This window comes from Massilia sp. LXY-6, from assembly GCF_051233485.1.
Classification (GTDB): Bacteria; Pseudomonadota; Gammaproteobacteria; order Burkholderiales; family Burkholderiaceae_D; genus Telluria.
Window position 1 is genome coordinate 15,447 of record NZ_JBKFGF010000066.1, and the last position, 22,943, is coordinate 38,389.

Annotated in this window: 17 protein-coding genes and 1 pseudogene; 13 read left to right on the plus strand and 5 right to left on the minus strand. The window is 66.2% G+C overall.

The window, feature by feature from the left end; all coding sequences use genetic code 11:
- Positions 1-25 precede the first annotated feature (25 nt).
- Both ACI48D_RS23765 and ACI48D_RS23770 read left to right on the plus strand, forming a co-directional pair.
- Complete coding sequence (locus ACI48D_RS23765) at positions 26-2,089, plus strand: prolyl oligopeptidase family serine peptidase (RefSeq protein WP_435573710.1); 2,064 nt, start codon at positions 26-28, stop codon at positions 2,087-2,089.
- A 140-nt stretch (positions 2,090-2,229) separates the two neighbouring features.
- Positions 2,230-2,502, plus strand: a complete 273-nt coding sequence (locus tag ACI48D_RS23770) for a helix-turn-helix domain-containing protein (protein ID WP_435573711.1) — start codon at positions 2,230-2,232, stop codon at positions 2,500-2,502.
- Here ACI48D_RS23770 and ACI48D_RS23775 read toward each other — a convergent pair.
- On the minus strand, positions 2,477-3,223 hold the full coding sequence (locus ACI48D_RS23775; protein ID WP_435573712.1) for a helix-turn-helix transcriptional regulator: 747 nt from the start codon (positions 3,221-3,223) through the stop codon (positions 2,477-2,479). The genes ACI48D_RS23770 and ACI48D_RS23775 overlap by 26 nt on opposite strands.
- Before the next feature lie 381 nt (positions 3,224-3,604).
- Here ACI48D_RS23775 and ACI48D_RS23780 point away from each other — a divergent pair, with 381 nt between their 5' ends.
- The 4 genes from ACI48D_RS23780 to ACI48D_RS23795 all read left to right on the plus strand — a co-directional run bounded on the left by ACI48D_RS23780 (position 3,605) and on the right by ACI48D_RS23795 (position 10,605).
- Complete coding sequence (locus tag ACI48D_RS23780) at positions 3,605-8,533, plus strand: HAMP domain-containing protein (protein ID WP_435573713.1); 4,929 nt, start codon at positions 3,605-3,607, stop codon at positions 8,531-8,533.
- Positions 8,534-8,543: 10 nt separating this feature from the next.
- Positions 8,544-9,398 carry a CheR family methyltransferase gene (locus ACI48D_RS23785; protein WP_435573714.1) on the plus strand — a complete coding sequence of 285 codons (855 nt, stop codon included), beginning with the start codon at positions 8,544-8,546 and terminating at the stop codon, positions 9,396-9,398.
- A gap of 350 nt (positions 9,399-9,748) precedes the next feature.
- Positions 9,749-10,156 carry a hypothetical protein gene (locus ACI48D_RS23790; protein WP_435573715.1) on the plus strand — a complete coding sequence of 136 codons (408 nt, stop codon included), beginning with the start codon at positions 9,749-9,751 and terminating at the stop codon, positions 10,154-10,156.
- Positions 10,153-10,605, plus strand: coding sequence for a hypothetical protein (locus ACI48D_RS23795; protein ID WP_435573716.1), 453 nt, complete (start codon positions 10,153-10,155; stop codon positions 10,603-10,605). Before ACI48D_RS23790 ends, ACI48D_RS23795 begins: the two co-directional genes overlap by 4 nt.
- A gap of 153 nt (positions 10,606-10,758) precedes the next feature.
- Here the strand turns inward: ACI48D_RS23795 and ACI48D_RS23800 are convergent, their stop codons facing one another.
- Positions 10,759-11,382 carry a glutathione S-transferase family protein gene (locus tag ACI48D_RS23800; RefSeq protein WP_435573717.1) on the minus strand — a complete coding sequence of 208 codons (624 nt, stop codon included), beginning with the start codon at positions 11,380-11,382 and terminating at the stop codon, positions 10,759-10,761.
- A gap of 137 nt (positions 11,383-11,519) precedes the next feature.
- Here ACI48D_RS23800 and ACI48D_RS23805 point away from each other — a divergent pair, with 137 nt between their 5' ends.
- Positions 11,520-14,201, plus strand: coding sequence for a M1 family metallopeptidase (locus ACI48D_RS23805; RefSeq protein ID WP_435573718.1), 2,682 nt, complete (start codon positions 11,520-11,522; stop codon positions 14,199-14,201).
- An 11-nt stretch (positions 14,202-14,212) separates the two neighbouring features.
- Here ACI48D_RS23805 and glpD read toward each other — a convergent pair.
- Positions 14,213-15,823: pseudogene (gene glpD, locus ACI48D_RS23810) on the minus strand (glycerol-3-phosphate dehydrogenase).
- 106 nt (positions 15,824-15,929) lie between these two features.
- Between glpD and ACI48D_RS23815 the strand changes: the two are divergent.
- Both ACI48D_RS23815 and ACI48D_RS23820 read left to right on the plus strand, forming a co-directional pair.
- On the plus strand, positions 15,930-16,565 hold the full coding sequence (locus ACI48D_RS23815; protein ID WP_435573719.1) for a phosphohydrolase: 636 nt from the start codon (positions 15,930-15,932) through the stop codon (positions 16,563-16,565).
- Positions 16,558-17,385, plus strand: a complete 828-nt coding sequence (locus ACI48D_RS23820; protein WP_435573720.1) for an SIR2 family NAD-dependent protein deacylase — start codon at positions 16,558-16,560, stop codon at positions 17,383-17,385. The genes ACI48D_RS23815 and ACI48D_RS23820 overlap by 8 nt, the downstream gene beginning before the upstream one ends.
- 383 nt (positions 17,386-17,768) lie before the next feature.
- Here the strand turns inward: ACI48D_RS23820 and ACI48D_RS23825 are convergent, their stop codons facing one another.
- Complete coding sequence (locus tag ACI48D_RS23825; protein WP_435573721.1) at positions 17,769-19,889, minus strand: ATP-dependent helicase; 2,121 nt, start codon at positions 19,887-19,889, stop codon at positions 17,769-17,771.
- Positions 19,890-20,194: 305 nt separating this feature from the next.
- Positions 20,195-20,383, minus strand: a complete 189-nt coding sequence (locus ACI48D_RS23830; RefSeq protein WP_435573722.1) for a hypothetical protein — start codon at positions 20,381-20,383, stop codon at positions 20,195-20,197.
- A 192-nt stretch (positions 20,384-20,575) separates the two neighbouring features.
- Here ACI48D_RS23830 and ACI48D_RS23835 point away from each other — a divergent pair, with 192 nt between their 5' ends.
- The 4 genes from ACI48D_RS23835 to fghA all read left to right on the plus strand — a co-directional run bounded on the left by ACI48D_RS23835 (position 20,576) and on the right by fghA (position 22,912).
- Positions 20,576-20,752 carry a hypothetical protein gene (locus ACI48D_RS23835; RefSeq protein ID WP_435573723.1) on the plus strand — a complete coding sequence of 59 codons (177 nt, stop codon included), beginning with the start codon at positions 20,576-20,578 and terminating at the stop codon, positions 20,750-20,752.
- A gap of 49 nt (positions 20,753-20,801) precedes the next feature.
- On the plus strand, positions 20,802-21,395 hold the full coding sequence (locus tag ACI48D_RS23840; RefSeq protein ID WP_435573724.1) for a chromate transporter: 594 nt from the start codon (positions 20,802-20,804) through the stop codon (positions 21,393-21,395).
- Positions 21,392-21,979: a chromate transporter gene (locus ACI48D_RS23845; RefSeq protein ID WP_435573725.1), complete on the plus strand. Its 588-nt coding sequence runs from the start codon at positions 21,392-21,394 to the stop codon at positions 21,977-21,979. Before ACI48D_RS23840 ends, ACI48D_RS23845 begins: the two co-directional genes overlap by 4 nt.
- A gap of 75 nt (positions 21,980-22,054) precedes the next feature.
- The gene (fghA, locus tag ACI48D_RS23850; RefSeq protein ID WP_435573726.1) at positions 22,055-22,912 is read left to right on the plus strand and encodes an S-formylglutathione hydrolase; all 858 of its coding nucleotides are present in this window, start codon (positions 22,055-22,057) and stop codon (positions 22,910-22,912) included.
- The last annotated feature ends 31 nt before the right edge of the window (positions 22,913-22,943 follow it).

Consider the following 22,943-nt stretch of genomic DNA (forward strand, 5'->3'; position numbering starts at 1 on the left):
GAGCCCGGCAATCAAGGAACAGACGATGCAATCGATGGAACAGGACCCCTATCTCTGGCTGGAAGACGTCGACTCGGAGCGCGCGCTCGCCTGGGTCGGGACGCACAACGCCGGCACGGAAGCCGAGCTGGCGGCGGCGCCCGGCTACGCGGAACTCCGCACGCGCCTGAAGACCATCCTCGATTCGAAGGACCGGATTCCCTACGTCGGCCGGCACGGCGACCGCTTCTACAATTTCTGGCGCGACGCCGATCACGCGCGCGGGATCTGGCGCCGCACTACCCTGGACGAATACCGCAAGCCCGAGCCGCAATGGGAAACCGTGCTCGACCTCGACCGGCTCGCCGCCGACGAAGGCGAGAACTGGGTCTGGGCCGGCGCCAGCTTCCTGAAGCCGCGCGGCGAGCGCTGCCTGGTCTCGCTGTCGCGCGGCGGCGGCGATGCCCGTGTGGTGCGCGAGTTCGACCTGGCGCGCCTGGCCTTCGTCGAGGATGGCTTCGTGCTGCCCGAAGCCAAGGGCAGCGTTGCCTGGATCGACCGCGACACCCTGTTCGTGGCCACCGACTTCGGACCCGGATCGATGACCAGCTCCGGCTATCCGCGCGTGGTCAAGGAGTGGACCCGCGGCACCCCGCTGCCCGACGCGCGTCTGGTCTACGAAGCGCAGGAAGACGACCTGTCGGCGTCCGCCTGGTTCGACTACACGCCCGGCCACGAGCGCCAATTCGTGCAGCGCCAGATCGACTTCTACAGCAGCGAACTGTTCGTGCGCGATCCGGCCGGCGGCGCGCTCACGGCAATCGCCAAACCCGCGGACGCCGACGCCTTCACGGTGCGCGACCAGCTGCTGATCCAGCTGCGCACCGACTGGCAGGTCGAGGGCAGAGTCTTCCCGCAAGGCGCCCTGCTGGCGGTCGGCTTCTCCCGCTTCCTGGACGGCGAGCGCGATTTCAGCACCCTGTTCACTCCGACCGAGACCACCTCGCTGGACGGGATCGCGGCAACCCGCGACGCGATCCTGCTGACGGTGCTGGACAAGGTCAAGAACCGCATCGTCGAACTGCGCCACACGGACGGTAGCTGGCAGCGGCGCGAGCTCGCCTCCCCCGGCATGGGAGCGCTGGGCGTGGCCAGCGTCGACGAGATCGAGTCGAGCGACTACTTCCTGACCGTGACCGACTTCCTGACCCCGAGCTCGCTCTACCTGGCAGGCACCGGCGCCGACCAGCGCACGCTGCTGAAGTCGATGCCGGCCTTCTTCGACGCCAGTCCCTACGCGGTCAGCCAGTTCGAGGCGGTATCGAAAGACGGCACCCGCGTCCCCTATTTCGTCGTGATGCGCAAGGACACCCCGCTGGATGGCGCCAATCCGGCCCTGCTGTACGGCTACGGCGGCTTCGAGGTCTCGCTCACGCCCTTCTACAGCGGGGTCACCGGCGTGGCCTGGCTGGAGCGCGGCGGCGTCTACGTGCTGGCGAACATCCGCGGCGGCGGCGAGTTCGGCCCGCGCTGGCACCAGGCCGCGCTGAAGGACCAGCGCCAGAAGGCCTTCGACGACTTCCTGGCGGTGGCCGAGGACCTCGTCGCGCGCAAGCTCACCAGCCCACGCCACCTCGGCATCATGGGCGGCAGCAATGGCGGGCTGCTGGTGGGCGCCGCGCTGACCCAGCGCCCGGAACTGTTCGGGGCCGTGGTCTGCCAGGTGCCGCTGCTGGACATGCGCCGCTACCACCGGCTGCTGGCCGGCGCGTCCTGGATCGGAGAATACGGCGACCCGGACCAGCCGGAAGAATGGGCCTATATCGGCGAATACTCGCCCTACCACCGGGTGTCGCCGCAGCAGCGCTATCCGCGCGTGCTGTTCACCACCTCCACGCGCGACGACCGCGTCCACCCGGGCCACGCGCGCAAGATGGCGGCCCTGATGGGGGACCAGGGCCACGCCGTGCTGTATTGGGAAAACACGGAGGGGGGCCACGCCGGCGCAGCCAATAACGAACAGACCGCCACGATGTGGGCACTGAGCTATATTTTCCTTTGGCAAGAATTGACGGAAAAATCAAGCCCGAACACAGCAGGTTTGCGGTAGATCAACTAGCGAAACAACACTTTCCCGCTTTCTAGGGTAGTTCCTGCCGGAACTATCAATATTGCTAGGTCGCCAGATGAATGATGCATGGAATACTTGTCTTCCACACATCTTTACAACCTTTCAATGGAGGAGCGGCGATGGCTAATGATTTCGTTACCGAAGCAAGCCTGCGGGAGCCCGAGCTGGGCAATGCGGCAAAATTCCAGGCAGCGCTGGTTCCGACCGTGAGCGAGTTGAAGAAGTACCGCATCAGCAAGCGGGAAAGCCAGGAGAAGTTCTGGGGACGCTTCGGCGTGACGCAGTCGAGCGGTAGCCGGTTCGAAACCGGCCTGGCCATTCCGGCCCCGGTTGCCCTGCTGCTCAAGCTCTACGTGAATGGCAAGCTCAACGATGGTGATCTTCTGGGGTAATCAGCCCTAGCGAGATCGCCCGCACGACCGCCTGCTGCCGGGTGTTGACGTTGAATTTCTGGCGAATATTGCCCATGTGAAAATTCACCGTCGCCTCGGAGCAGCCGGTAATCTTCGAAATCTCCCACGAAGATTTTCCCACCATCACCCAATTCAGCACTTCGAGTTCGCGCGGCGTGAGCCGTGGCACGGCTTCCTGCGTGACCGGCGGACAGAAGCGCACACCGGAAGCGAAGGCATGGTCGCGCACCAGCGCCAGTTCCGGCAGCAGCGGCGACACCTCCTTCGCAAACTCGGACTTGCGCTCCGGGCGCTCGGCGCCCCGGTCGCAGGCGAAGCTGAGCATCCCGAACTCGCCGTTCGGCCCATGGATGGGAAAACTCACGCCGGCGCGGATGCCGTGGCTGCAGCCGTCTTCATACATGGCGCGCTGCGCTGGACTGCGGAAGGTGTCGGCCTGCCATATCAGTGGAAGCGTGCTCGACAGACAGTGGCTGACCGTCGGGTCGACGTAGGCGAGGCGGTCGGCCTCGTAACGTTCGCGCCACTGGCGCGGGTAATTGGTCTGGAAGAATGCGTGCTCGAGGCGCGCATGGCGCGAACCCGAGATCGCAAACAATACTTTTTCGAAACCGTAGTGCCGGCCCAGGGAAAATAGCGCCTCCCCCCAGCTCGACGCTGTGTCGCTATGCATCAGCTCGTCAAGTTCGACGCTCATCATGGCTAACCCCGCGCTGTGGATGGTACCCCCTATGCTAGTTGAGTTGTAACCAAAAAGCACGGGGAATTGTTCTTCTAATCACTTTCATCTTGGCAATTACTCGATATAAGTTGTCGCCTTGCCACAACAGACGATCCGCCTAAGCTGTCAATCGTGCGCCCGTCCTTCCCAAACTTCGTTAAGCTCGCGCGAATTGTCTGCTCAAAATTGCTTGTTCGCAAGTTTATAGTGTCCGCTTGATACTGTTGCCATTTTTACTTGTTGAGTGCTTGACTTGATAAGACACAAGAGTATCTTTACGAATTTCCAATATTTAACAAACCTTGTTGCGATGCCGGCCCGCGCGCTCTGCACCTTCTCTACCTCGAGGAAACCTCGCCAATGAATAACATGACCGACCTGGCTGAACAGCTGGATGTCAAGCTGCTGCTTTCGACGCTGATGGCGCTGAAAAAAGGCGACTTCTCCGTGCGCATGCCCTCCGACTGGACTGGCGTGTCCGGCAAGATTGCCGACACCCTGAACGACATCATCGAGACCAAGCAGAAAATGGTCGAGACGGTGACCGAGGTGTCGCGCGTGGTGGGCCGCGAAGGCCACCTGACCCAGCGCGCCGACGTGCCGGGCGTGGTCGGCGGCTGGTCGACCATCATCAGCTCGGTCAACACCCTGATCGACGACCTGGTGCGTCCGACCACAGAGATGGCGCGCGTCATCGGCGCGGTGGCGAAGGGCGACCTGTCGCAGACGATGGCATTAGAGGTTGATGGGCACCCGCTGAAGGGCCAGTACCTGCGCGCGGCGACCACCGCGAACACGATGGTGGAACAGCTCTCCTCCTTCTCTTCCGAGGTGACCCGTGTGGCGCGTGAGGTGGGTACCGAGGGCAAGCTGGGCGGCCAGGCCTATGTGCCGGGCGTCGCAGGTACCTGGAAGGACCTGACCGACTCGGTGAACTCGATGGCGGGTAACCTGACCTCGCAGGTGCGTAACATCGCCGAAGTGACCACCGCGGTGGCGAACGGCGACCTGTCCAAGAAGATTACCGTGGACGTGCGCGGCGAGATCCTGCAGCTGAAGGACACCATCAACGTGATGGTGGACCAGCTGCGTTCCTTCGCATCGGAGGTGACGCGCGTGGCGCGTGAGGTGGGTACCGAGGGCAAGCTGGGCGGCCAGGCCTACGTGCCGGGCGTGGGCGGCACCTGGAAGGACTTGACGGATAACGTGAACTTCATGGCCTCGAACCTGACGGGCCAGGTGCGTAACATCGCGGCGGTGACGACCGCGGTGGCGAACGGCGACCTGTCCAAGAAAATTACCGTGGACGTGAAGGGCGAGATCCTGGAACTGAAGAACACCATCAACGTGATGGTGGACCAGCTGTCCTCCTTCGCTTCCGAGGTGACGCGCGTCGCCCGTGAGGTGGGTACCGAGGGCAAGCTGGGCGGCCAGGCGCAGGTGAAGGGCGTGGCCGGTACCTGGAAGGACTTGACCGACTCGGTGAACTCGATGGCGGGTAACCTGACCGGCCAGGTGCGTAACATCGCGGACGTGACCACCGCGGTGGCGAACGGCGACCTGTCCAAGAAGATTACCGTGGACGTGAAGGGCGAAATTCTCGAACTGAAGAACACCATCAACGTGATGGTGGACCAGCTGAACTCCTTCGCCTCCGAGGTGACCCGCGTGGCGCGGGAGGTGGGTACCGAAGGCCGCCTGGGCGGCCAGGCGAACGTGCCTGGCGTCGCGGGCACCTGGAAGGACCTGACCGACGGCGTGAACTCGATGGCAGGTAACCTGACCGGCCAGGTGCGTAACATCGCGGACGTGACCACCGCGGTGGCGAACGGCGACCTGTCCAAGAAAATTACCGTGGACGTGAAGGGCGAGATTCTCGAACTGAAGAACACGATCAACGTGATGGTGGACCAGTTGTCCTCCTTCGCTTCCGAGGTGACGCGCGTGGCGCGTGAGGTGGGTACCGAGGGCAAGCTGGGCGGCCAGGCCTACGTGCCGGGCGTGGGCGGCACCTGGAAGGACTTGACGGATAACGTGAACTTCATGGCCTCGAACCTGACGGGCCAGGTGCGTAACATCGCGGCGGTGACGACCGCGGTGGCGCGCGGTGACCTGTCCAAGAAGATTACCGTGGACGTGAAGGGCGAGATCCTGGAACTGAAGGACACCATCAACGTGATGGTGGACCAGCTGTCCTCGTTCGCCTCCGAGGTGACGCGCGTCGCCCGCGAGGTGGGCACCGAGGGCAAGCTGGGCGGCCAGGCAAACGTGTCCGGCGTGGCGGGTACCTGGAAGGACTTGACCGAGAACGTGAACCAGCTGGCGGCGAACCTGACCAACCAGATGCGTGCGATCGGCGAGGTGGCGACGGCGGTGACCCGCGGCGACCTGTCGCGCTCGATCCAGGTGGAAGCGCGCGGCGAGATGTCCTACCTGAAGGACAACATCAACGAGATGATCCGTAACCTGAAGGAGACCACGCAGAAGAACGCGCAGCAGGACTGGCTGAAGACCAACCTGGCGCGCTTCACCCGGCTGCTGCAGGGCCAGCGCGACCTCGGCGCGGTGACCAAGCTGATCCTCTCCGAACTGGCGCCGCTGATCACCGCCCACCACGGCGTGTTCTACATGATGGACTCGGAGGGCAACGATGCGCGCCTGCGCCTGATCGCATCCTACGGCTACCGTTCCAGCCGCAAGCTGCCGACCTCCTTCCTGCCGGGCGAAGGCCTGGTGGGCCAGTGCGCGCTGGAGAAGACCCGCATCTGGCTGACCGACGTCCCGCGCGACTACATCCAGGTCTCGTCCGGCCTGGGCGCGGCGCCGCCGACCAACATCGTGGTGCTGCCGATCCTGTTCGAACAGCAGGTCAAGGCCGTCATCGAGATCGCCTCGCTGGACCGCTTCACGGAAACCCACCTGTCCTTCCTCGACCAGCTGATGGAATCGATCGGCGTGGTGCTCAACACCATCGAGGCGAACAGCCGTACCGAATCGTTGCTGACCCAGTCGCAGTCGCTGGCGCAGGAACTGCAGCAGACCAACCAGGAGCTGGCGGAAAAGGCGCGCCTGCTGTCCGAGCAGAACATCGAGGTGGAGCGCAAGAACCGCGAGGTGGAACAGGCCAAGCTGGCGCTGGAAGAAAAGGCGACCCAGCTGGCGCTGTCCTCGAAGTACAAGTCCGAGTTCCTGGCGAATATGTCGCACGAACTGAGGACGCCCTTGAACTCGCTGCTGATCCTGGCGCAGCAGCTGTCGGATAACCCCGAGGGCAACCTGTCGCCCAAGCAGGTGGAATTCGCGAAGACCATCCACGGCTCCGGCTCCGACCTGCTGACCCTGATTAACGACATTCTCGACCTGTCGAAGATCGAGTCCGGTACCGTCACGCTGGACGTCTCCGAGTACCGCTTCTCGGCCCTGCGCAACTACGTGGACCGCACCTTCCGCCACATGGCCGAAGCGAAGCACCTGGGCTTCCAGGTCGACCTGGCGGACAGCCTGCCGACCGCGCTGATGACCGACACCACGCGCCTGCAGCAGGTGCTCAAGAACCTGCTGTCGAACGCGTTCAAGTTCACCAGCCACGGCCACGTCTCGCTGACCATCAGCCTGGTCACCAGCGGCTGGACCGCCGACCACCCGCACCTGCTGCATGCGGACGCCGTGCTGGCGTTCTCGGTGCGCGACACCGGCGTCGGCATCCCGTCCGACAAGCTGCAGCTGATCTTCGAAGCCTTCCAGCAGGCCGACGGCTCGACCGCCCGCAAGTACGGTGGCACCGGCCTGGGCCTGTCGATCTCGCGCGAACTGGCGCGCCTGCTGGGCGGCGAAATCCGCGTGGAGTCCACCGTGAACATCGGTTCCACGTTCACCCTGTACCTGCCCTACAACCGCGCCGGCTTCATCAACTACGAGCAGACCCGCCAGCCGCAGCCGCCGCGCTTCGCCGCGCCGCAGCCGCAGCCACCGGCGCTGCCGGCCCCGGTGGCCCGCACGGAAGCGGAGTCCGAGGCCGAGACCGTGGTCGCCACGACGCCGATCGCGGTGCCCGACCCGGCCACCGGCCTGGTCGAGTATGCCAGCATGCTGGACGACCGCGGCCTGATCGTGCCGGGCGACCCCTCGGTGCTGATCGTCGAGGATGACGAGCGCTTCGCCAAGACCCTGCTCGACTTCGCCCGCGAGAAGAACTTCAAGGGCATCGTCACCCACCGCGGCGACTCGGCGCTGTCGCTGGCGCGCGATTACCTGCCGTCCGCGATCCTGCTCGACATCGACCTGCCCGACATCGACGGCTTCACGGTGCTCGACCGCCTGAAGCGCGACCCGAGCACCCGCCACATTCCGGTGCACGTGATGTCCTCGCTGCGCGAGCGCGAGCGCGCGCTGCGCCAGGGTGCGATCTCCTACATCAACAAGCCGGTCAGCCGCGAGATGCTGCAGGAGGAATTCACGCGTATCCAGAAGTTCCTGATGGGCGGCAAGCGTTCGCTGCTGGTGGTCGAGGACGACATGGCCCAGCGCGAATCGATCGTTTCGCTGATCGGCGATTCCGACGTGCACATCGTCACCGCGGAAACCGGGGCGGCGGCGCTCGAGGCCCTGGGCGGCCAGCACTTCGACTGCATGGTGCTGGACCTGACCCTGCCCGACATCTCCGGCTTCGACCTGCTCGACCGGATCGGCAAGCAGCCGCTGCTCCGCGACCTGCCGATCGTGATCTACACGGCCGCGGAGCTGGGCCGCAAGGAAGTCACCAAGCTGAAGCGCTACGCCAAGACCATCGTGGTCAAGGACGCCCGCTCGCCGGAGCGCCTGCTGGACGAGACCGCGCTGTTCCTGCACCGCTCGCAGGCCAGCCTGCCCGACGCCCAGCGCCGGATCCTGGAAGAGATCCACGCGCTCGATTCCGGCCTGGCGGGACGCAAGGTGCTGATCGTCGACGACGACCTGCGCAACATCTTCGCGCTGTCCTCGCTGCTGGAGCGCCAGCAGATGCAGGTCTTGTTTGCCGAGAACGGCCGCGACGGCATCGAGGTGCTCGAGAAGGACCCGAGCATCGAGATCGTCCTGATGGACATCATGATGCCGGAGATGGACGGCTACGACACGATGCGGGCGATCCGCCGCATTCCCAAGTTCAAGTCGCTACCGATCATCACCCTGACCGCGAAGGCGATGAAGGGCGACCGCGACAAGTGCATCGCCGCCGGCGCCTCGGACTACATCACCAAGCCGGTCGACGTGGCGCAGCTGCTGTCGATGATGCGCGTTTGGTTGCATTGAGGAGGTCCACATGAACGCGTGGACCGGCCTGGCGGCCGGGCTCGCGGTCGAGGAGCTGGAAACGGAGCTGCTGCTGGAAGCGATCTTCCAGCGCTTCGGCTACGACTTCCGCGCCTACGACCGCACGGCCCTGCGCGCCAAACTGTCCCGGGCGATGCGCGAACTCGGCACATCGACCCTGTCCGGCCTGCAGGAGCGGGCCCTGCACGACAGCGGCGCCGCCTCGACCGTGCTGCGCTCGCTGTCGCCGCCCCCGGCCCCGCTGTTCGACTGCGTCGGCCACGCGGCCAGGCTGCGCGCCGTGCTGGCGCCTTCGCTGCGCGGCTGGGCGGTGCCGCGGGTCTGGCTGGCCGAGTGCGGGGGCGTCGGCGAAGCCTGGACCCTGGCGATCGTGCTGGCCGAGGAAGGCGTGCTGGGCAAGCTCGACATCCACGCCACCCTCGCCAACGAGGAGCTGGTGGCGCAGATGCAGGATGCCTGCCTGCCGCTGGCCGAGCTGGAGGAAGCGCGCCAGCGCCATCTGGACAGCGGCGGGCGCGGCGACCTGGCAGCCTTCTTCGAGATCGAGGACGGCGCCGAGGGGAAATGCGCGCGCCTGCGCGTCGACCTGCGCCGCCGCATCACCTGGTCGCAATACAGCCTGGTGACGGACGCCTCCTTCAACGAGTTCCAGGCAATCGTGTGCTGCCATGCGCTGGGCGACTTCGGCCCGGTGCTGCGCCAGCGCGTGCTGCGCCTGTTCCACGACAGCCTGGCGCGCTTCGGGGTGCTGTGCCTGGACCGCCAGCTGTCGGTGGCGGATGCGTATGCGGGGACCTACCAGGCAATCGAAGGGGATCGGCCCTGGTACAAGCGGGTGGGCTAGAAATCGTCGCCCCTGCCATATGAACGTCGCCCCCCTCGCGGAGGCGGGGGCCCATGCTGCGGCACCGAAGCAGCCCGGCGCGGGTCGGCTTGCCAGGCATCGATCGCGAACTTCCGGCGGCTGATTTTCTGGCAAGAACTACCAGCCTATCTTCCGGAACCGTGGTACAAGCGAATCAGGTAAACGCTTCTTGCGCTTAGGGTGGGCTCTACCGGGGGTGACGCGCTCCCCTTTTGCAACGCAGTGATTGCCAAACTCAACAAGGAGCTTGCGAGCAGTCAGAAGCCGACGAGGCATCTGCTTATATCTTCCAAAGATGCTCTATTCACAGAGCCTAATTGGAGGTACAGATGGAAAGCGAAGCGGATCCCGTCATTGCTGCGTGCGAGGCTGAGTGGGACAAATGGAAAAGTGATTGCAGCGGGTTTGCCAAAGCAGTCGCGCGCCGTCTGGGAATCATTTTAAGCGGGCAGGCCAACTCAATGATCGATTCGCTGGAAGGATCATCGCGCTGGCTTAAGCTGGGCGCTGATAAAAGAGCTGCAATCGGTCACGCAAGGACGGGGTATCTTGTCATCGGCGGCCTGAAGGCACAAGGGCACGGCCATGTCGTCATCGTAGTGAAGACAGCGAATGCGGGAGATCCGATCGGCTACTGGGGCCGTTTTGGCGCAGTCGGGAAAAAGCGCAGCACGATCAACTGGAGCTGGAATAAAACCGATTTGCCCAAAGTACACTTCTACGCGGCCAAGCTATGAAAACCTCTTTGCCTAGCTTGTTTTGTTTTGTGATGACGGCAGCACTCGCGCCAAACTCCCCTGCGGCAGCTCGCTGCACCTTGAAGCCGCTGGCCCCTCACGAGAGTAAGCTCATCGCCGGTACGGCTACAATAAACCTTGGCGACGCCGATGAACCATCAGCGCCAACAGCATGGCAAGGGCCCCTGAAAGCCGGAACATGTAGCTTCGACATCGGCATCATTGAACAACCGATGGCGCTCACGCCCGCCCAGCTCCTGTATGTCACGACTTATTCCGGCAGCATGAGGACAGTCACGCTCTTCGACCTGAACACATGTTCCGTACGTTGGAAAAGTGAGCCGTTCGCCGGGAAGGTCGCTTTGATGGACTCGGCGTTAACGCTCGGTCAGAAGCGTATGGCGCTCAATGACCAGTGTCTTCCCGGAAGCGATAGAAAGCGGAAATAAGTACGACGCATGTTCGCAGGCTGCGTGCCCCCACGGAATCGCCTGGCCTGCGAACGCTTGAACAGAAATACCCAGGGTGTGCACGAGTGCGCACCCTGCCGGTAACTTTAAGCGCTGTTGTGGGCGCCTTGCTCGGCCGCCCACGCAAAGTGGCTAGGACTGCTCCGCGCTCGGCCGCTCCGCAATCCGGTCGCGCCACGCCTGCAGGTGGCCGAAGCCCTCCTCGCCCGGCCGGAACTTCATCAGCCCACGCGCGAACTCCAGCGCGCAGAAGGCGGTGATGTCGGCGATCGTGAAGCGTCCGCCCGCCACGAACTCCTGCTGCGCCAGCACGCCGTCCAGCCAGCGCGCCGTATCGCGCATCTTCCGGCCCTGGGCCGCGCCGAAGTCGGCGAACTGCGGCTGCTCCAGCGGCGCCAGGCCCGGGTGCGTGTGGCGGATGCAGTTGGCGATCTTCAGGAACAGCTGCAACTCGCAGCGCCGGTCCGCCATCTCGATGAAGGCGCGTTCCTCGAAGCCTTCGCCCATCAGGTTGGGTTGCGGGTACACCCCTTCCAGGTAGCTACAGATGGCGCGCGTCTCGGCCAGCTGCCGGCCGTCGTCCAGTTCCAGCACCGGGATCTGCGACATCGGATTCATGCCGGCGAAGCTTTCGCTCCTGTGTTCACCCTTGAACAGGTCGACCGGAACCAGCTCGATCCCGGTGATCCCCTTCTCGGCAATGAACATGAGCACGCGGCGCGGATTCGGGGTGCGGTGGCTGGTGTACAGTTTCATCGGTCTCCTCCAGGTTGTGGTTGTGTCCACGATGATAACGCATCGCGGCATGTACTTTTCTATACAATTGTCCGTTTGACAGCCAAGCGATGTTAGCCGTAGATTCGTGGACTATTCCAGTCCATCATAGGTACAACATGCATCGCAGCCTGATTTCGGCCGCCGTGGCCCTGGCCTTCGCCGCCCTTCCCCTCCACCACGCGGCGGCCGCGCCGAGGTCCTCGTCCATCGCCGCGCAGGCCAGGGAGGCGACCACCCAGCTGCCGCGCGGCGTGATCCCCAGCCATTACGATATCTCGCTGACGCCGGACGCCGCCGGCGGGCGCTTCACGGCCAGGGCCACCATCACCCTCAACGTCACCAAAGCAAGCGACAGCATCACCCTGAACGCGGCCGACCTGAGTTTCAACAGTGCGACCCTGGCCCCGGCCGCCGGCGGCGCCGCGCAGACCGCGAAGGTCGGCGTCGATGCGGCGGCCCAGACCGCCACCTTCGCCTTCGAGCGCCCGCTCGCCCCCGGGCTCTACAAGCTGACGCTCGACTACGGCGGCATCATCGGCACCCAGGCCGTGGGCCTGTTCTCGCTCGATTATCCGGGGCCTGGGGACAAGCAGCAGCGCGCCCTCTACACCCAGTTCGAGAACTCGGACGCGCGCCGCATGATCCCGTCCTGGGACGAGCCGTCCTACAAGGCGAGCTTCTCGCTGGACGTCACGATCCCGGCCGGCCAGATGGCAGTCAGTAACATGCCAGCGTCGAGCACCACGACCCTGCCGGACGGCCGTCGGAAGGTCACGTTCGCGAAGACGCCGAAGATGTCGACCTACCTGCTGTTCTTCGCGCTGGGCGACTTCGAGCGCGCCACCGCGAAGGTCGAGGGCACCGAATTGGGCGTGGTCACGCGCCGCGGCGCCATCGACCAGGCGAAGTTCGCGCTGGACTCGTCGAAGGACATCCTGCGCGAGTACAACGACTACTTCGGCGTGCGCTACCCGCTGCCCAAGCTCGACAACATCGCCGGCGCCGGCCGCAGCCAGTTCTTCGGCGCGATGGAGAACTGGGGCGCGATCTTCACCTTCGAGTACGCGCTGCTGTTCGATCCGGCCAACTCGACCCAGCACGACCGCCAGGAGATCTTCGCCACCGCGGCCCACGAGATGGCGCACCAGTGGTTCGGCGACCTGGTCACGATGGCCTGGTGGGACGACCTGTGGCTGAACGAAGGCTTCGCCTCGTGGATGGAAAGCCGCATGACCGCGCGCCTGCACCCGGAATGGAATACCCGCCTGGGCACGGTGTCCAGCCGCGACGGCGCCATGCAGCGCGACTCGGTCGCCACCACGCACCCGGTGGTACAGCACATCGAGACCGTCGAACAGGCCAACCAGGCCTTCGACGAGATCACCTACCAGAAGGGCGAGGCGGTGATCCGCATGCTGGAAGCCTACGTGGGCGAAAACGCCTGGCGCAGCGGCGTGCGCAGCTACATGAAGGCCCATGCCTACGGCAACACCGTGTCCGACGACCTGTGGAAGCAGATCGAGAAGGCGGCGGGCAAGCCGGTCACGGCGATCGCGCACGACTTCACGCTGCAGCCCGGTGTGCCGCTCATCAAGGTCGGCGAGCCGGTCTGCCGCAATGGGAGCACGACGCTGCCGCTGACCCAGGAGGAATTCTCGCGCGACCGGCCGGACAAGAAGCCTCTGGCCTGGCGCGTGCCCGTGATCGCGCAAGTCGTGGGCAATCCGAAACAGGCCACCACCCTAGTCTCCGGCGGCAAGGGCACGGTCTCCATGCCGGGCTGCGGCGCGGTGATCGTCAACGCCGGCCAGAGCGGCTACTACCGCACCCTGTACGCGCAGAAGGAATTCGCCCAGCTGGCGCAGTCCTTTGCCACGCTGGCGCCGATCGACCAGCTCGGCCTGCTGTCGGACAGCGCGGCGCTGGGCATGGCCGGCCTGCAGCCGGCATCGAGCGCGCTGGAGCTGGTCAAGGCCACGCCGGTGGGGGCCGACCCGCAGGTCTGGATCCGCATCGCCCGCCTGTTCGACGGCCTGCACTGGCGCTATGAGAGCGAACAGGGAGGCGACCAGGCGCGCCGGCAGCGCCTCGACGCCTTCGCGATCGCGCGCCTGGCGCCGCTGATGGCACAGACCGGCTGGGAGGCGCGTAGCGGCGAGGCGCCGGCCATCGCCAACCTGCGCGAGCAGCTGATCGACACCCTGAGCGAACTCGGCGACACCACCGTCATCGCCGACGCGCGCCGCCGCTACGCCGCGATGGACAAGGACCCGTCCGCCGTGCCGGGGCCGCTGCGCAAGACCGTGCTGTCGGTGGTCGCCCAGCATGCCGACGCCGCCACCTGGGACGGCCTGCGTGCCCGCGCCCGCGCCGAGACCAATCCGCTGCTGCGCGACCACCTGTACGCGCTGCTCGCCACCAGCCGCGACCGCGCCCTCGCCGAGCGCGCCCTGCAGCTGGCGCTGACCGACGAGCCTGGCGTCACCAATAGCGCCTCGATGATCTCGGCGGTGGCCCAGCGCTACCCGGACATGGCGGTCGACTTCGCGCTGGCCCACATCGACAAGATCAATGAACGTGTCGACGCCAGCTCGCGCAGCCGCTATTTCGCGCGCCTCGGCAACTCGTCCGCGAACCCGGCCATGATCGACAAGCTGAAGTCCTATGCCCAGGCCAAGCTGGCGCCCACCTCGCGCGGCGACGTCGATGCCGCGATCGCCGCGATCCAGGACCACATCAGGACGAACGCCGCGCGCTTGCCGGAGATCGATGCCTGGCTGAAGCAGAACGGCGGCTAATCTAGTCTAGTCTAGTCGAGCACACGCGACGGCGCGGCCGGCGTCGGGACGCCGCGCCGCGCCGCCAGCCAGCCCTCCAGCCGCCGTGTGCCGCCGGGCCGCAGTTGCGCTGGCAGGTGCAGTCCCAGCTTGGTGCGGCGCCACAGGATGTCGTCGGCCGCCTGCGCCCATTCCTGGCGCACCAGGTAGTCCGCCTCCACCTCGAACAGGCCCGGCACGATCTCCTCGCCGAGGTCGGCGCGGCCGCGGCAATGGCCCAGCATGGCGCCCAGCCGGGTGCCGTAGGCGCGCGCATAGCGGGTCACCAGCTCGGGCGGCAGCCAGGCATATTGCTGCTGGCGGGTGCGGGTCCAGGCCTCGAATTCCAGCACCGAACGCTTGCTGGGCTGGCGCCCGAACAGGTCGCCGCCCGGCAGGCAGGCCTGGTCGGTCCAGCCGGGCACCCGCCGCCCCAGCGCGGGCGCGATCCAGTCCACCGCCTGCTCGGCCAGCCGGCGGAAGGTCGTGACCTTGCCGCCGAACACGGACAGCAGGGGCGCGCCGTCGAGATTCGTCTCCAGCCGGTAGTCGCGGCTCGCGCTGGAGGCGCTCCCGCCCTCCGCCCCGATCAGCGGCCGCACGCCCGAATAACTCCACACCACGTCGTCCGGCCCGAGCTGGCGGGTGAAGACCCGGTTCACCGCCCCGCACAGGTAATCGGTCTCTTCCGCGCAGATGGCGACGCGGTCGAGCTCGCCCTGGAAGTCGAGGTCGGTGGTGCCGACCAGGGTGAACGCAGCTTCGTAGGGAATCGCGAACACCACCCGGCCGTCCGGCTGCTGCAGCAGATAGGCGCTGTCGTGCTCGAACAGGCGCGGCACCACGATGTGGCTGCCCTTTACCAGGCGCAGCGGGCGCGCGGCGGCGGACCCGCCCGCCGCCATGCCGAGAAAGCCGGCCGCTCACGGGCCGGCGGCAGTCACCACGCAGCGCGCATTCACCCGCAGCTCGCCGTCCGGCCCCTGCAGGGTGGCGATCCAGCGCTGCGCCTCGCGCGCGAGCGCGACGCAGCGGGTGCGGGTGAGCACGGCGGCGCCGCGCTCGCGGGCGTCGACGGCGGCCAGTACGACCAGGCGCGCATCGTCGACCCAGGCGTCGGAATAGGCGAAGGCGCGCGCAAAGCGCGGCTGCAGCGGCGCGCCGAACGGGTGGCCGTGCAGGGACAGGACTTCGGACGGCGGCAGGAAATCGCGCCGCGCCAGGTGATCGTAGAGGAACAGGCCGGCGCGGACCAGCCAGGCCGGGCGCTGCCCGGCATGACCGGGCCGGCCGGCGGCGTGCGGCATCACGAAGCGCAGCGGGCGCATGATGTGCGGGCCGCTCTTCAGCAGCGTTTCGCGCTCGGCCAGTGCCTTGCGCACCAGTCCGAAGTGGCATTGCTCGAGGTAGCGCAGCCCACCGTGGATCAGCTTGCTCGAAGCCGAGGACGTGTGCTGGGCCAGGTCGTCCTTTTCGCACAGCAGCACCCGCAGGCCGCGCCCGCTGGCGTCGCGCGCGATGCCGGCGCCGTTGATGCCGCCGCCAACGACCAGTACGTCACAATCGATACGTCGGCCAGCCGCAGCTCGTGAATGTTCGTTCATCCGTCCCCCCGTCGCCTTCGGTCTTGTCTACGCAACAGTTCAGTGTAGGTGCCGGCCCGGCGGCCGGTGTTCGGCCATATCAAGGTGGACAATGTAGAATTCGTCCATGACCAATCGCGCCTGGGTTCGCATGCCGTCCGGCAAGCGCCTCGACCTGCTCAATCCTACCCCTTTCGACTGGGACGATGCCGACCTGGCCCTGGGCCTGGCGCGCACCTACCGCTGGGGCGGCCACTCGGCCTGGCCGCTGCCGCTGTCGGTGGCCCAGCACTCGATCAGCGTGATGCTGCTGCGCCGCACGGCCTCGCCCGTGCCGCTGGCTCCCGTCCTCGAACTGCGCGAACTGCTGCACGACGCCGAGGAAGGGCTGCTCGGCTTCGACGCCGTCTCTCCCCTGAAACCCTTCCTGGGCGACGGCTTCAAGGCCTTGACCGAGCGCCTCGAACAGATGGTATTCCTGCGCTATGGCCTGCCGGCCTGGACGCCGGGCGAGCACGCCAGGCACAAGCAGGCCGACCGCCTGGCGGCCGCCAGCGAAGCCGTGCACGTGGTCGGCTGGAAGGAAGAGGAAGTGCGCACTACGCTGCGCATCCGCGCGGCCGTGCTGGAGGAAGATCCGCTGGCGGCGCGCTACCGCTGCCGTCCCTGGGAACCGTGGGCGCCGGCCATCGCGGCCGAGCGTTTCCTGATCGAGCTCGACCACCTGAAGCAGCGCATCGATGCCGGAGACTCCCATGACTGAACCCATCGACGCCGCCATCGCCCGCGCGGCCGCCCTGCTGGCCGATGCCGACGCCCTGCTGATCGGCGCCGGCGCCGGCATCGGCGTCGATTCCGGCCTGCCCGACTTCCGCGGCGACCACGGCTTCTGGCGCGCCTACCCGCCGCTGGCCAGGCTCGGCATCCGCTTCGTCGAGATCGCCAATCCGCGCAGCTTCGCCCGTCATCCCGCGCTGGCCTGGGGATTTTATGGGCACCGGCTGGCGCTGTACCGGCATACCGTCCCGCACCAAGGTTTCAGCATCCTGCGCGAGTTGGGCGCGCGGCTCGAACACGGTGCCTTTGTCTTTACCAGCAACGTCGACGGCCAGTTCCAGCGCGCCGGTTTCGACGACGATCGGCTGGTCGAATGCCACGGCTCGCTCCATCACCTGCAGTGCAGCCGGCCTTGCCTCGACGCCATCTGGCCGGCCGATGCGGTGCAGCCCGACATCGACCCGGACGACTGCCTGATGCGCCCGCCGCTGCCGGCCTGCCCGCACTGCGGCGGGATGGCCCGGCCAAACGTCCTGATGTTCAACGACGGCCGCTGGCTGGATGGGCGTACCGAAGCCCAGTATGGCCGCTTCGAGGCCTGGCTTGCACGGTCGCGGCGCCTGGTAGTGATCGAGCTCGGGGCCGGCACCGACGTGCCCTCGGTGCGGCGGATGTGCGAAGCCCAGGGTGCGCCGCTGGTCCGCATCAATCCGCGCGAGCCGCAGGTAGCCTCGGCAGGCGATGTCGGTATTGCGGCGGGCGCGCTGGATGCGCTGCGGCGCCTGCGCGAAGCCTTGCCGCAGTGAAATATTATTTCATCCTCTGCACTTGGATGAAATTTTCGATCATCAACAAATTAGTGCGGGACAATAGCCTCTAAAGAGAATTGGCCTTACGAAAATGCTAAGGCATTTCTCAACATCACGTGCTAAATCCTTGATTCCTCAGCTTTTATTTTCATATCCACAGGAAATGTGGATAACTGTGTGGACAAGCCCCTCTTGACAAGCCGGAAGCGCAGTATCGATGCGGGTTTCAACAAATTGCCCGTTCAAGAGGCAAAATTTAATCCCTTATGAATCAATGACTTGTCCAAGCACTGGTTTTGCGCAAAACATGGCTATGGGGCAAATTCCTACAAGGGTAGGACACGGGGGATAACTTTTTCGAACACCCCCTCTTTGCACCCTTATTTCCACGCATTTCGTGCCCGCTCGCGCACCAGCATGCGCACCGCATCGGGCATCGGCTTGCGGCTGTGCGGCGTGTCCGCATTCACCCAGGTGCATTCCTCGTAATGCTTGAGCATGGCCGGGCTGATGAAGCGGGTGCGCTGGGCGTAGACATGACGGTCGCCCATCTGCGCCTGTTGCTTGATGAAGAAGCGGTTCGGCACCACCAGGTGCAGCTGCTCCTTGGCGCGGGTCATCGCGACGTACAGCAGGCGGCGCTCTTCCTCGATATCGTCGGCGCAGCCGGTCGCCATGTCGGACGGGATGCAGCCGTCCACCACGTTCAGCACGTACACCGACTTCCATTCCTGGCCCTTGGCCGAGTGGATGGTCGACAGGATCAGGTAATCCTCGTCGAGCAGCGGCGCACCGGCACGGTCGCTGGTCGCCTCCGGCGGGTCCAGCGTCAGCTCGGTCAGGAAGCTCTCGCGCGAGCCGTAGCCGCCGGCCAGCTGCACCAGCTGGTCGAGGTCGGCCGCGCGCACCGGCGCGTCGTCGTACAGGCGCTCCAGGTGCGGCAGGTACCAGTTGCGCACCAGCTCGACGTCCATCGGCCAGCGCAAACCCGGCGTACGGAGTAGCCGGAACAGCGCCACGAACGCTTCCCAGTCGCCCTGGGCGCGCGCGGGCGCCTCGAAGGCTTCCACCGCCGCCAGCGGCTCGGGCGCCTCCGCCACTGCATCCAGCAGGCGCGCCGCGGTGGCCGGGCCGATCCCGGGAATCAGCTGGGCGACACGGAAGCCCGCCAGCCGCCCGCTCGGATTCTGGGCGAAGCGCAGCACCGCCAGCAAGTCCTTGATGTGGGCCGCTTCCAGGAATTTCAGGCCGCCGAACTTCACGAAGGGGATGTTGCGGCGCACCAGTTCCAGTTCCAGCGCGGCGCTGTGGCTGGCGGCGCGGAACAGCACCGCCTGCTGGGTCAGTGTCGTGCCGGCCTCGCGCTGGGCCAGCACCTGGTTGCAGACCCAGCGCGCCTGCTCGGCCTCGTCCGGAATCAGGACCAGTTGCGGCTTCGCGGTCGATGCCTTATCTGTCCACAGCGTCTTGGCGTGGCGCTCCAGCGCGGCGGCGATCACGGCGTTCGAGGCGTCCAGGATCGGCTCGGTCGAGCGGTAGTTGCGGTCCAGTGTGATGACCCTGGCCGGCTGCGAGAAGGCCTGCGGAAAGTCGAGGATGTTGCGCACCGTGGCGCCGCGGAAGGAATAGATCGACTGCGCATCATCGCCCACTACCATCACGCCCTTCCCGTCCGGCTTCATGCCCAGGATGATGGCGGCCTGCAGGCGGTTCGTGTCCTGGTACTCGTCGACCAGCACGTGGTCGAACAGCGCGCCCAGCTCCGGCCCGAGTTCGGGATCGGCTGCCATCTCGGCCCAGAACAGCAGCAGGTCGTCGTAGTCGAGCACGTTCTGCTCCTGCTTGGCGTCGACGTAGGCGCCGAACAGGCGCTTGAGTTCCGCTTCCCATTCGCTGCACCAGGGGAAGGTCGACTGCAGCACCTCCTTGATGCCGTCGCGGCTGTTGACCACGCGCGAATAGATCGCCAGGCAGGTGCCCTTGAGCGGAAACCGTTTCTGGCCGCCGAGCTGGCCGCCTGGCGTCAGCCCAATCTCCTGGCGCACCATGCCCATCAGGTCTTCCGAATCGCCGCGGTCGTGGATGGTGAACGAGGCTTCGAGGCCGATCCGTCCCGCGTACTCGCGCAGCAGGCGCGCACCGATGCTGTGGAAGGTGCCGGCCCAGGGCAGCCCGGCGCCGGCCTGGCTGGAAGTCTTGAGGATGCGCTGCAGGACGCCGCCGGCGCGCTGCACCATCTCGTTGGCGGCGCGCCGCGAGAACGTCAGCAGCATGATCCGCTGCGGATCGGCGCCGGACTGGATCAGCCGGGCGACGCGGTGCGCCAGCGTGTTGGTCTTGCCCGAACCGGCACCGGCGACGACCAGCAGCGGTCGCGCGGGACCGGCCGGATGCGCGGCGCCGACATCGTGCTCGATGGCCGCGCGCTGTTCGGGATTGAGGGACGCGTAGGGGTCATGCAGCGCGGGTTCGGAAACGCTGGGGTCGGCGGTATCGGGCATAATGCGGCGGGATCTGGAGATGTCGGAACTGTACATTTATCCAGTAGAGTTACGCAAGCGGGATCGTCACCTCCTTGTCATACAGATATCCACAAAATCTGTGAATAACCTTGTGGAAAAGCACCCCCTTGACATGCGGGAAGCAAGAAAGAATGCGGCTTCCAACAAGTTGCCCGTTCCGCGTGCAGCTTGTGAAGTACGCAAAATCAAGGGCTTACGAAGTCAAGTGGCGCACGATTCAAATATTTTTGCAAGATGCGTCGAGGAAATTTTTTGTGTATAAGCGGAGCGCCCACGACACCCGCTCAGGCCGCGGGCGCACGGCGGCGCTCCGGCTCTCCGAGCACCCGTGCGATGACGGCGGCGGCGATATCCCGCGAGCGCAGGAACTCGACCGCCGAGATGGTGCCGTAGAGCTGCTGCAGGGCGACGCCGAGGTCGACGATGTGACGGCGCTGGTCGTCGCGCCGCTGGCCGGTAGAAACTTGATCCATCGGATCTCCTGTCTGGTCGATCGCGGCCGCTTGCCGCAGATGCAGTATCGGCCAGGCAGCGCCTAAGTCAAGAAGAAATGTCTCATCCGCACGTGACGTGCTGATGACGCCAGCGCGCCGCGCGACCGCGTGCGCCGTCTCCGCGCCGCCAGGCCTAGAATGGTCCCGTCATCCACCACCAGCGAGGAAGCCATGAGCATGACTCCCGATCCCGATATGAAACCGGGCGACGAAGCGGAACCGGGCACCCCGGGCGCGGGCGAGGACCTGTGCGAGACCTGCGGCGGCAGCGGCAAGCTGCCCGACGGCAAGACCTGCCCGGAATGCGAAGGCACGGGCCGCGTGATGCGCGGCATCGGCGGCGGCTGAACGCCGTCCACATGGACAGGACGGGGGCGCGGGCGCGATAATTCCGTGCATGACCATCGCGCCCAAGCCCTTGACGGGGGAGCTTGACTCTCCTGCCCGTCCGCAGTCCCTGTCCGATCTCTTCATCTCTTTCACGCTGCTGGCCCTGCAGGGTTTCGGCGGCGTGCTCGCCGTCGTCCAGCGCGAACTCGTCGACCGCAAGCGCTGGCTGACCCAGGAAGAATTCATCGAAGACTGGGCCGTGGCCCAGATCATGCCTGGCCCGAACGTCGTCAACCTGTCGCTGATGATCGGCGGCCGCTGGTTCGGCCTGCCCGGCGCCATGGCCGCGCTGGCCGGACTGCTGGCCGTGCCGCTGGTGCTGGTGCTGGGGCTGGCGGTGCTGCACGACCGCTTCGCCGACAGCCCGCAGGTGGCCGGCGCGTTGCGCGGGATGGCCGCCGTCTCGGCCGGCCTGATCGGCGCCGCCGGCCTGAAGCTGGCGGTGACCCTCAAGCGCAGCCCGCTGCCGATGTCCTGGTGCGTCGCCATCGCGGCGCTCGGCTTCGTGCTGGTGGCGCTGTTGAAATGTCCACTGATCTATGTCCTGGCGGGCTTGGGCGGCCTCGGCTGCGTCCTTACCTGGCACAGGCTGAAGGCATGAGCGCGGCACCCGATACCCTGCACCTGGCGCTGGCCGGGTCCGACTGGCTGAACCTGTTCGGCCATTTCCTGCTGCTGTCGATGATGTCGATCGGCGGCGCGATCTCGACTTCGTCCGAGATGCACCGCTTCCTGGTCGAGCAGCACCACTGGCTGACCCAGGAGCAGTTCAATTCCGCGATCGCCCTGGCCCAGGCCGCGCCCGGCCCCAACGTGCTGTTCGTGGCCCTGATGGGCTGGCATGTCGGCATGAACGCCGGCAGCCTGGGCGCAGCCCTGTTCGGGGTGCTGGTGACGATGGTCGGCATCATGACGCCCTCGACCATCATTACCTACACGGCGGCGCGCTGGGGCCACCGCAACCGCGAGCTGCGCGCCGTGCGCGCCTTCAAGCAGGGCATGGCGCCGGTGGTGATCGCCCTGCTGCTGTCGACCGCCTGGATCCTCGGCAGCTCGGTGGGCGCGGCCGACTGGCGGCTGGTGCTGCTCGCGGTCGGGGCCGGCCTGGTGATCTGGCGTACCCGCCTGCACCTGCTGTGGGTGCTGGCCGCCGGCGCCCTGCTCGGCGCGCTCGGGCTGGTGTAAACATACAGATGAGCGTGCAGGCCCGCCGTGCCGCAGGCATACTTGCGTCATTGCTCACCAGCGCCTGATACCATCATGACCGATTCTTCCGCACTCGAACTCCTCGGCGAACACGCCTGCTTCGGCGGCGTGCAGCGCTTCTACCGCCACGCATCCAGCGCGATCGGCCTGCCGATGCGCTTTTCCGTCTACCTGCCGCCGGACGCCGGCGGCAAGCAGTTGCCGGTGCTGTTCTACCTGGCCGGCCTGACCTGCACCGAAGAGACCTTCATGACCAAGGCCGGCGCCCAGCGTGTCGCCGCCGAACTGGGCCTGATCCTGGTCGCGCCCGACACCAGCCCGCGCGGCGCCGGCGTTCCCGGCGAGGGCGACAGCTGGGACTTCGGCCTGGGGGCCGGCTTCTACGTCGACGCCACCGAGGAAGCCTGGTCCCGCCACTACCGCATGTACAGCTACATCCTGGAGCTGCGCACGCTGGCGCTGGCCACGCTGCCGGCCGATCCGCAGCGGGTCGGCATCTTCGGCCACTCGATGGGCGGGCATGGCGCGCTGACGCTGGCGCTGCGCAACCCGGACCTGTTCCGCTCGGTCTCGGCCTTCGCGCCGATCGCCGCGCCGACGCGCTGCCCGTGGGGCAAGAAAGCCTTCGGCGGCTACCTCGGCCCCGATCAGGCAGCCTGGCGCGGCCATGACGCGACCGAGCTGGTGAAGGATGCCGGGCGCGCCGTTTTCCCGCAGGGGATCCTGGTCGACCAGGGCCTGGCCGACAAATTCCTCGCCGAGCAGCTGTATCCGGAGGACTTCGAAGAAGCCTGCCGCGCCGCCGGCCAGCCGCTTGAACTGCGCCGCCACCCCGGCTACGACCACGGCTATTACTTCATCTCGACCTTCGTCGAAGACCATTTGCGCTTCCACCGTCGGACCCTCGGCTGACGCCGGGAATTCCCTCAAAACGCCCGCCGAC

What these genes read in the sequence shown, in the direction of transcription:
- ACI48D_RS23765 (WP_435573710.1), top strand. Translation starts at nt 26, where the DNA reads ATGCAATCGATGGAACAGGACCCCTATCTCTGGCTGGAAGACGTCGAC.
- ACI48D_RS23770 (WP_435573711.1), top strand. Translation starts at nt 2,230, where the DNA reads ATGGCTAATGATTTCGTTACCGAAGCAAGCCTGCGGGAGCCCGAGCTG.
- ACI48D_RS23775 (WP_435573712.1), bottom strand. Translation starts at nt 3,223, where the DNA reads ATGATGAGCGTCGAACTTGACGAGCTGATGCATAGCGACACAGCGTCG.
- ACI48D_RS23780 (WP_435573713.1), top strand. Translation starts at nt 3,605, where the DNA reads ATGAATAACATGACCGACCTGGCTGAACAGCTGGATGTCAAGCTGCTG.
- ACI48D_RS23785 (WP_435573714.1), top strand. Translation starts at nt 8,544, where the DNA reads ATGAACGCGTGGACCGGCCTGGCGGCCGGGCTCGCGGTCGAGGAGCTG.
- ACI48D_RS23790 (WP_435573715.1), top strand. Translation starts at nt 9,749, where the DNA reads ATGGAAAGCGAAGCGGATCCCGTCATTGCTGCGTGCGAGGCTGAGTGG.
- ACI48D_RS23795 (WP_435573716.1), top strand. Translation starts at nt 10,153, where the DNA reads ATGAAAACCTCTTTGCCTAGCTTGTTTTGTTTTGTGATGACGGCAGCA.
- ACI48D_RS23800 (WP_435573717.1), bottom strand. Translation starts at nt 11,382, where the DNA reads ATGAAACTGTACACCAGCCACCGCACCCCGAATCCGCGCCGCGTGCTC.
- ACI48D_RS23805 (WP_435573718.1), top strand. Translation starts at nt 11,520, where the DNA reads ATGCATCGCAGCCTGATTTCGGCCGCCGTGGCCCTGGCCTTCGCCGCC.
- ACI48D_RS23815 (WP_435573719.1), top strand. Translation starts at nt 15,930, where the DNA reads ATGACCAATCGCGCCTGGGTTCGCATGCCGTCCGGCAAGCGCCTCGAC.
- ACI48D_RS23820 (WP_435573720.1), top strand. Translation starts at nt 16,558, where the DNA reads ATGACTGAACCCATCGACGCCGCCATCGCCCGCGCGGCCGCCCTGCTG.
- ACI48D_RS23825 (WP_435573721.1), bottom strand. Translation starts at nt 19,889, where the DNA reads ATGCCCGATACCGCCGACCCCAGCGTTTCCGAACCCGCGCTGCATGAC.
- ACI48D_RS23830 (WP_435573722.1), bottom strand. Translation starts at nt 20,383, where the DNA reads ATGGATCAAGTTTCTACCGGCCAGCGGCGCGACGACCAGCGCCGTCAC.
- ACI48D_RS23835 (WP_435573723.1), top strand. Translation starts at nt 20,576, where the DNA reads ATGAGCATGACTCCCGATCCCGATATGAAACCGGGCGACGAAGCGGAA.
- ACI48D_RS23840 (WP_435573724.1), top strand. Translation starts at nt 20,802, where the DNA reads ATGACCATCGCGCCCAAGCCCTTGACGGGGGAGCTTGACTCTCCTGCC.
- ACI48D_RS23845 (WP_435573725.1), top strand. Translation starts at nt 21,392, where the DNA reads ATGAGCGCGGCACCCGATACCCTGCACCTGGCGCTGGCCGGGTCCGAC.
- fghA (WP_435573726.1), top strand. Translation starts at nt 22,055, where the DNA reads ATGACCGATTCTTCCGCACTCGAACTCCTCGGCGAACACGCCTGCTTC.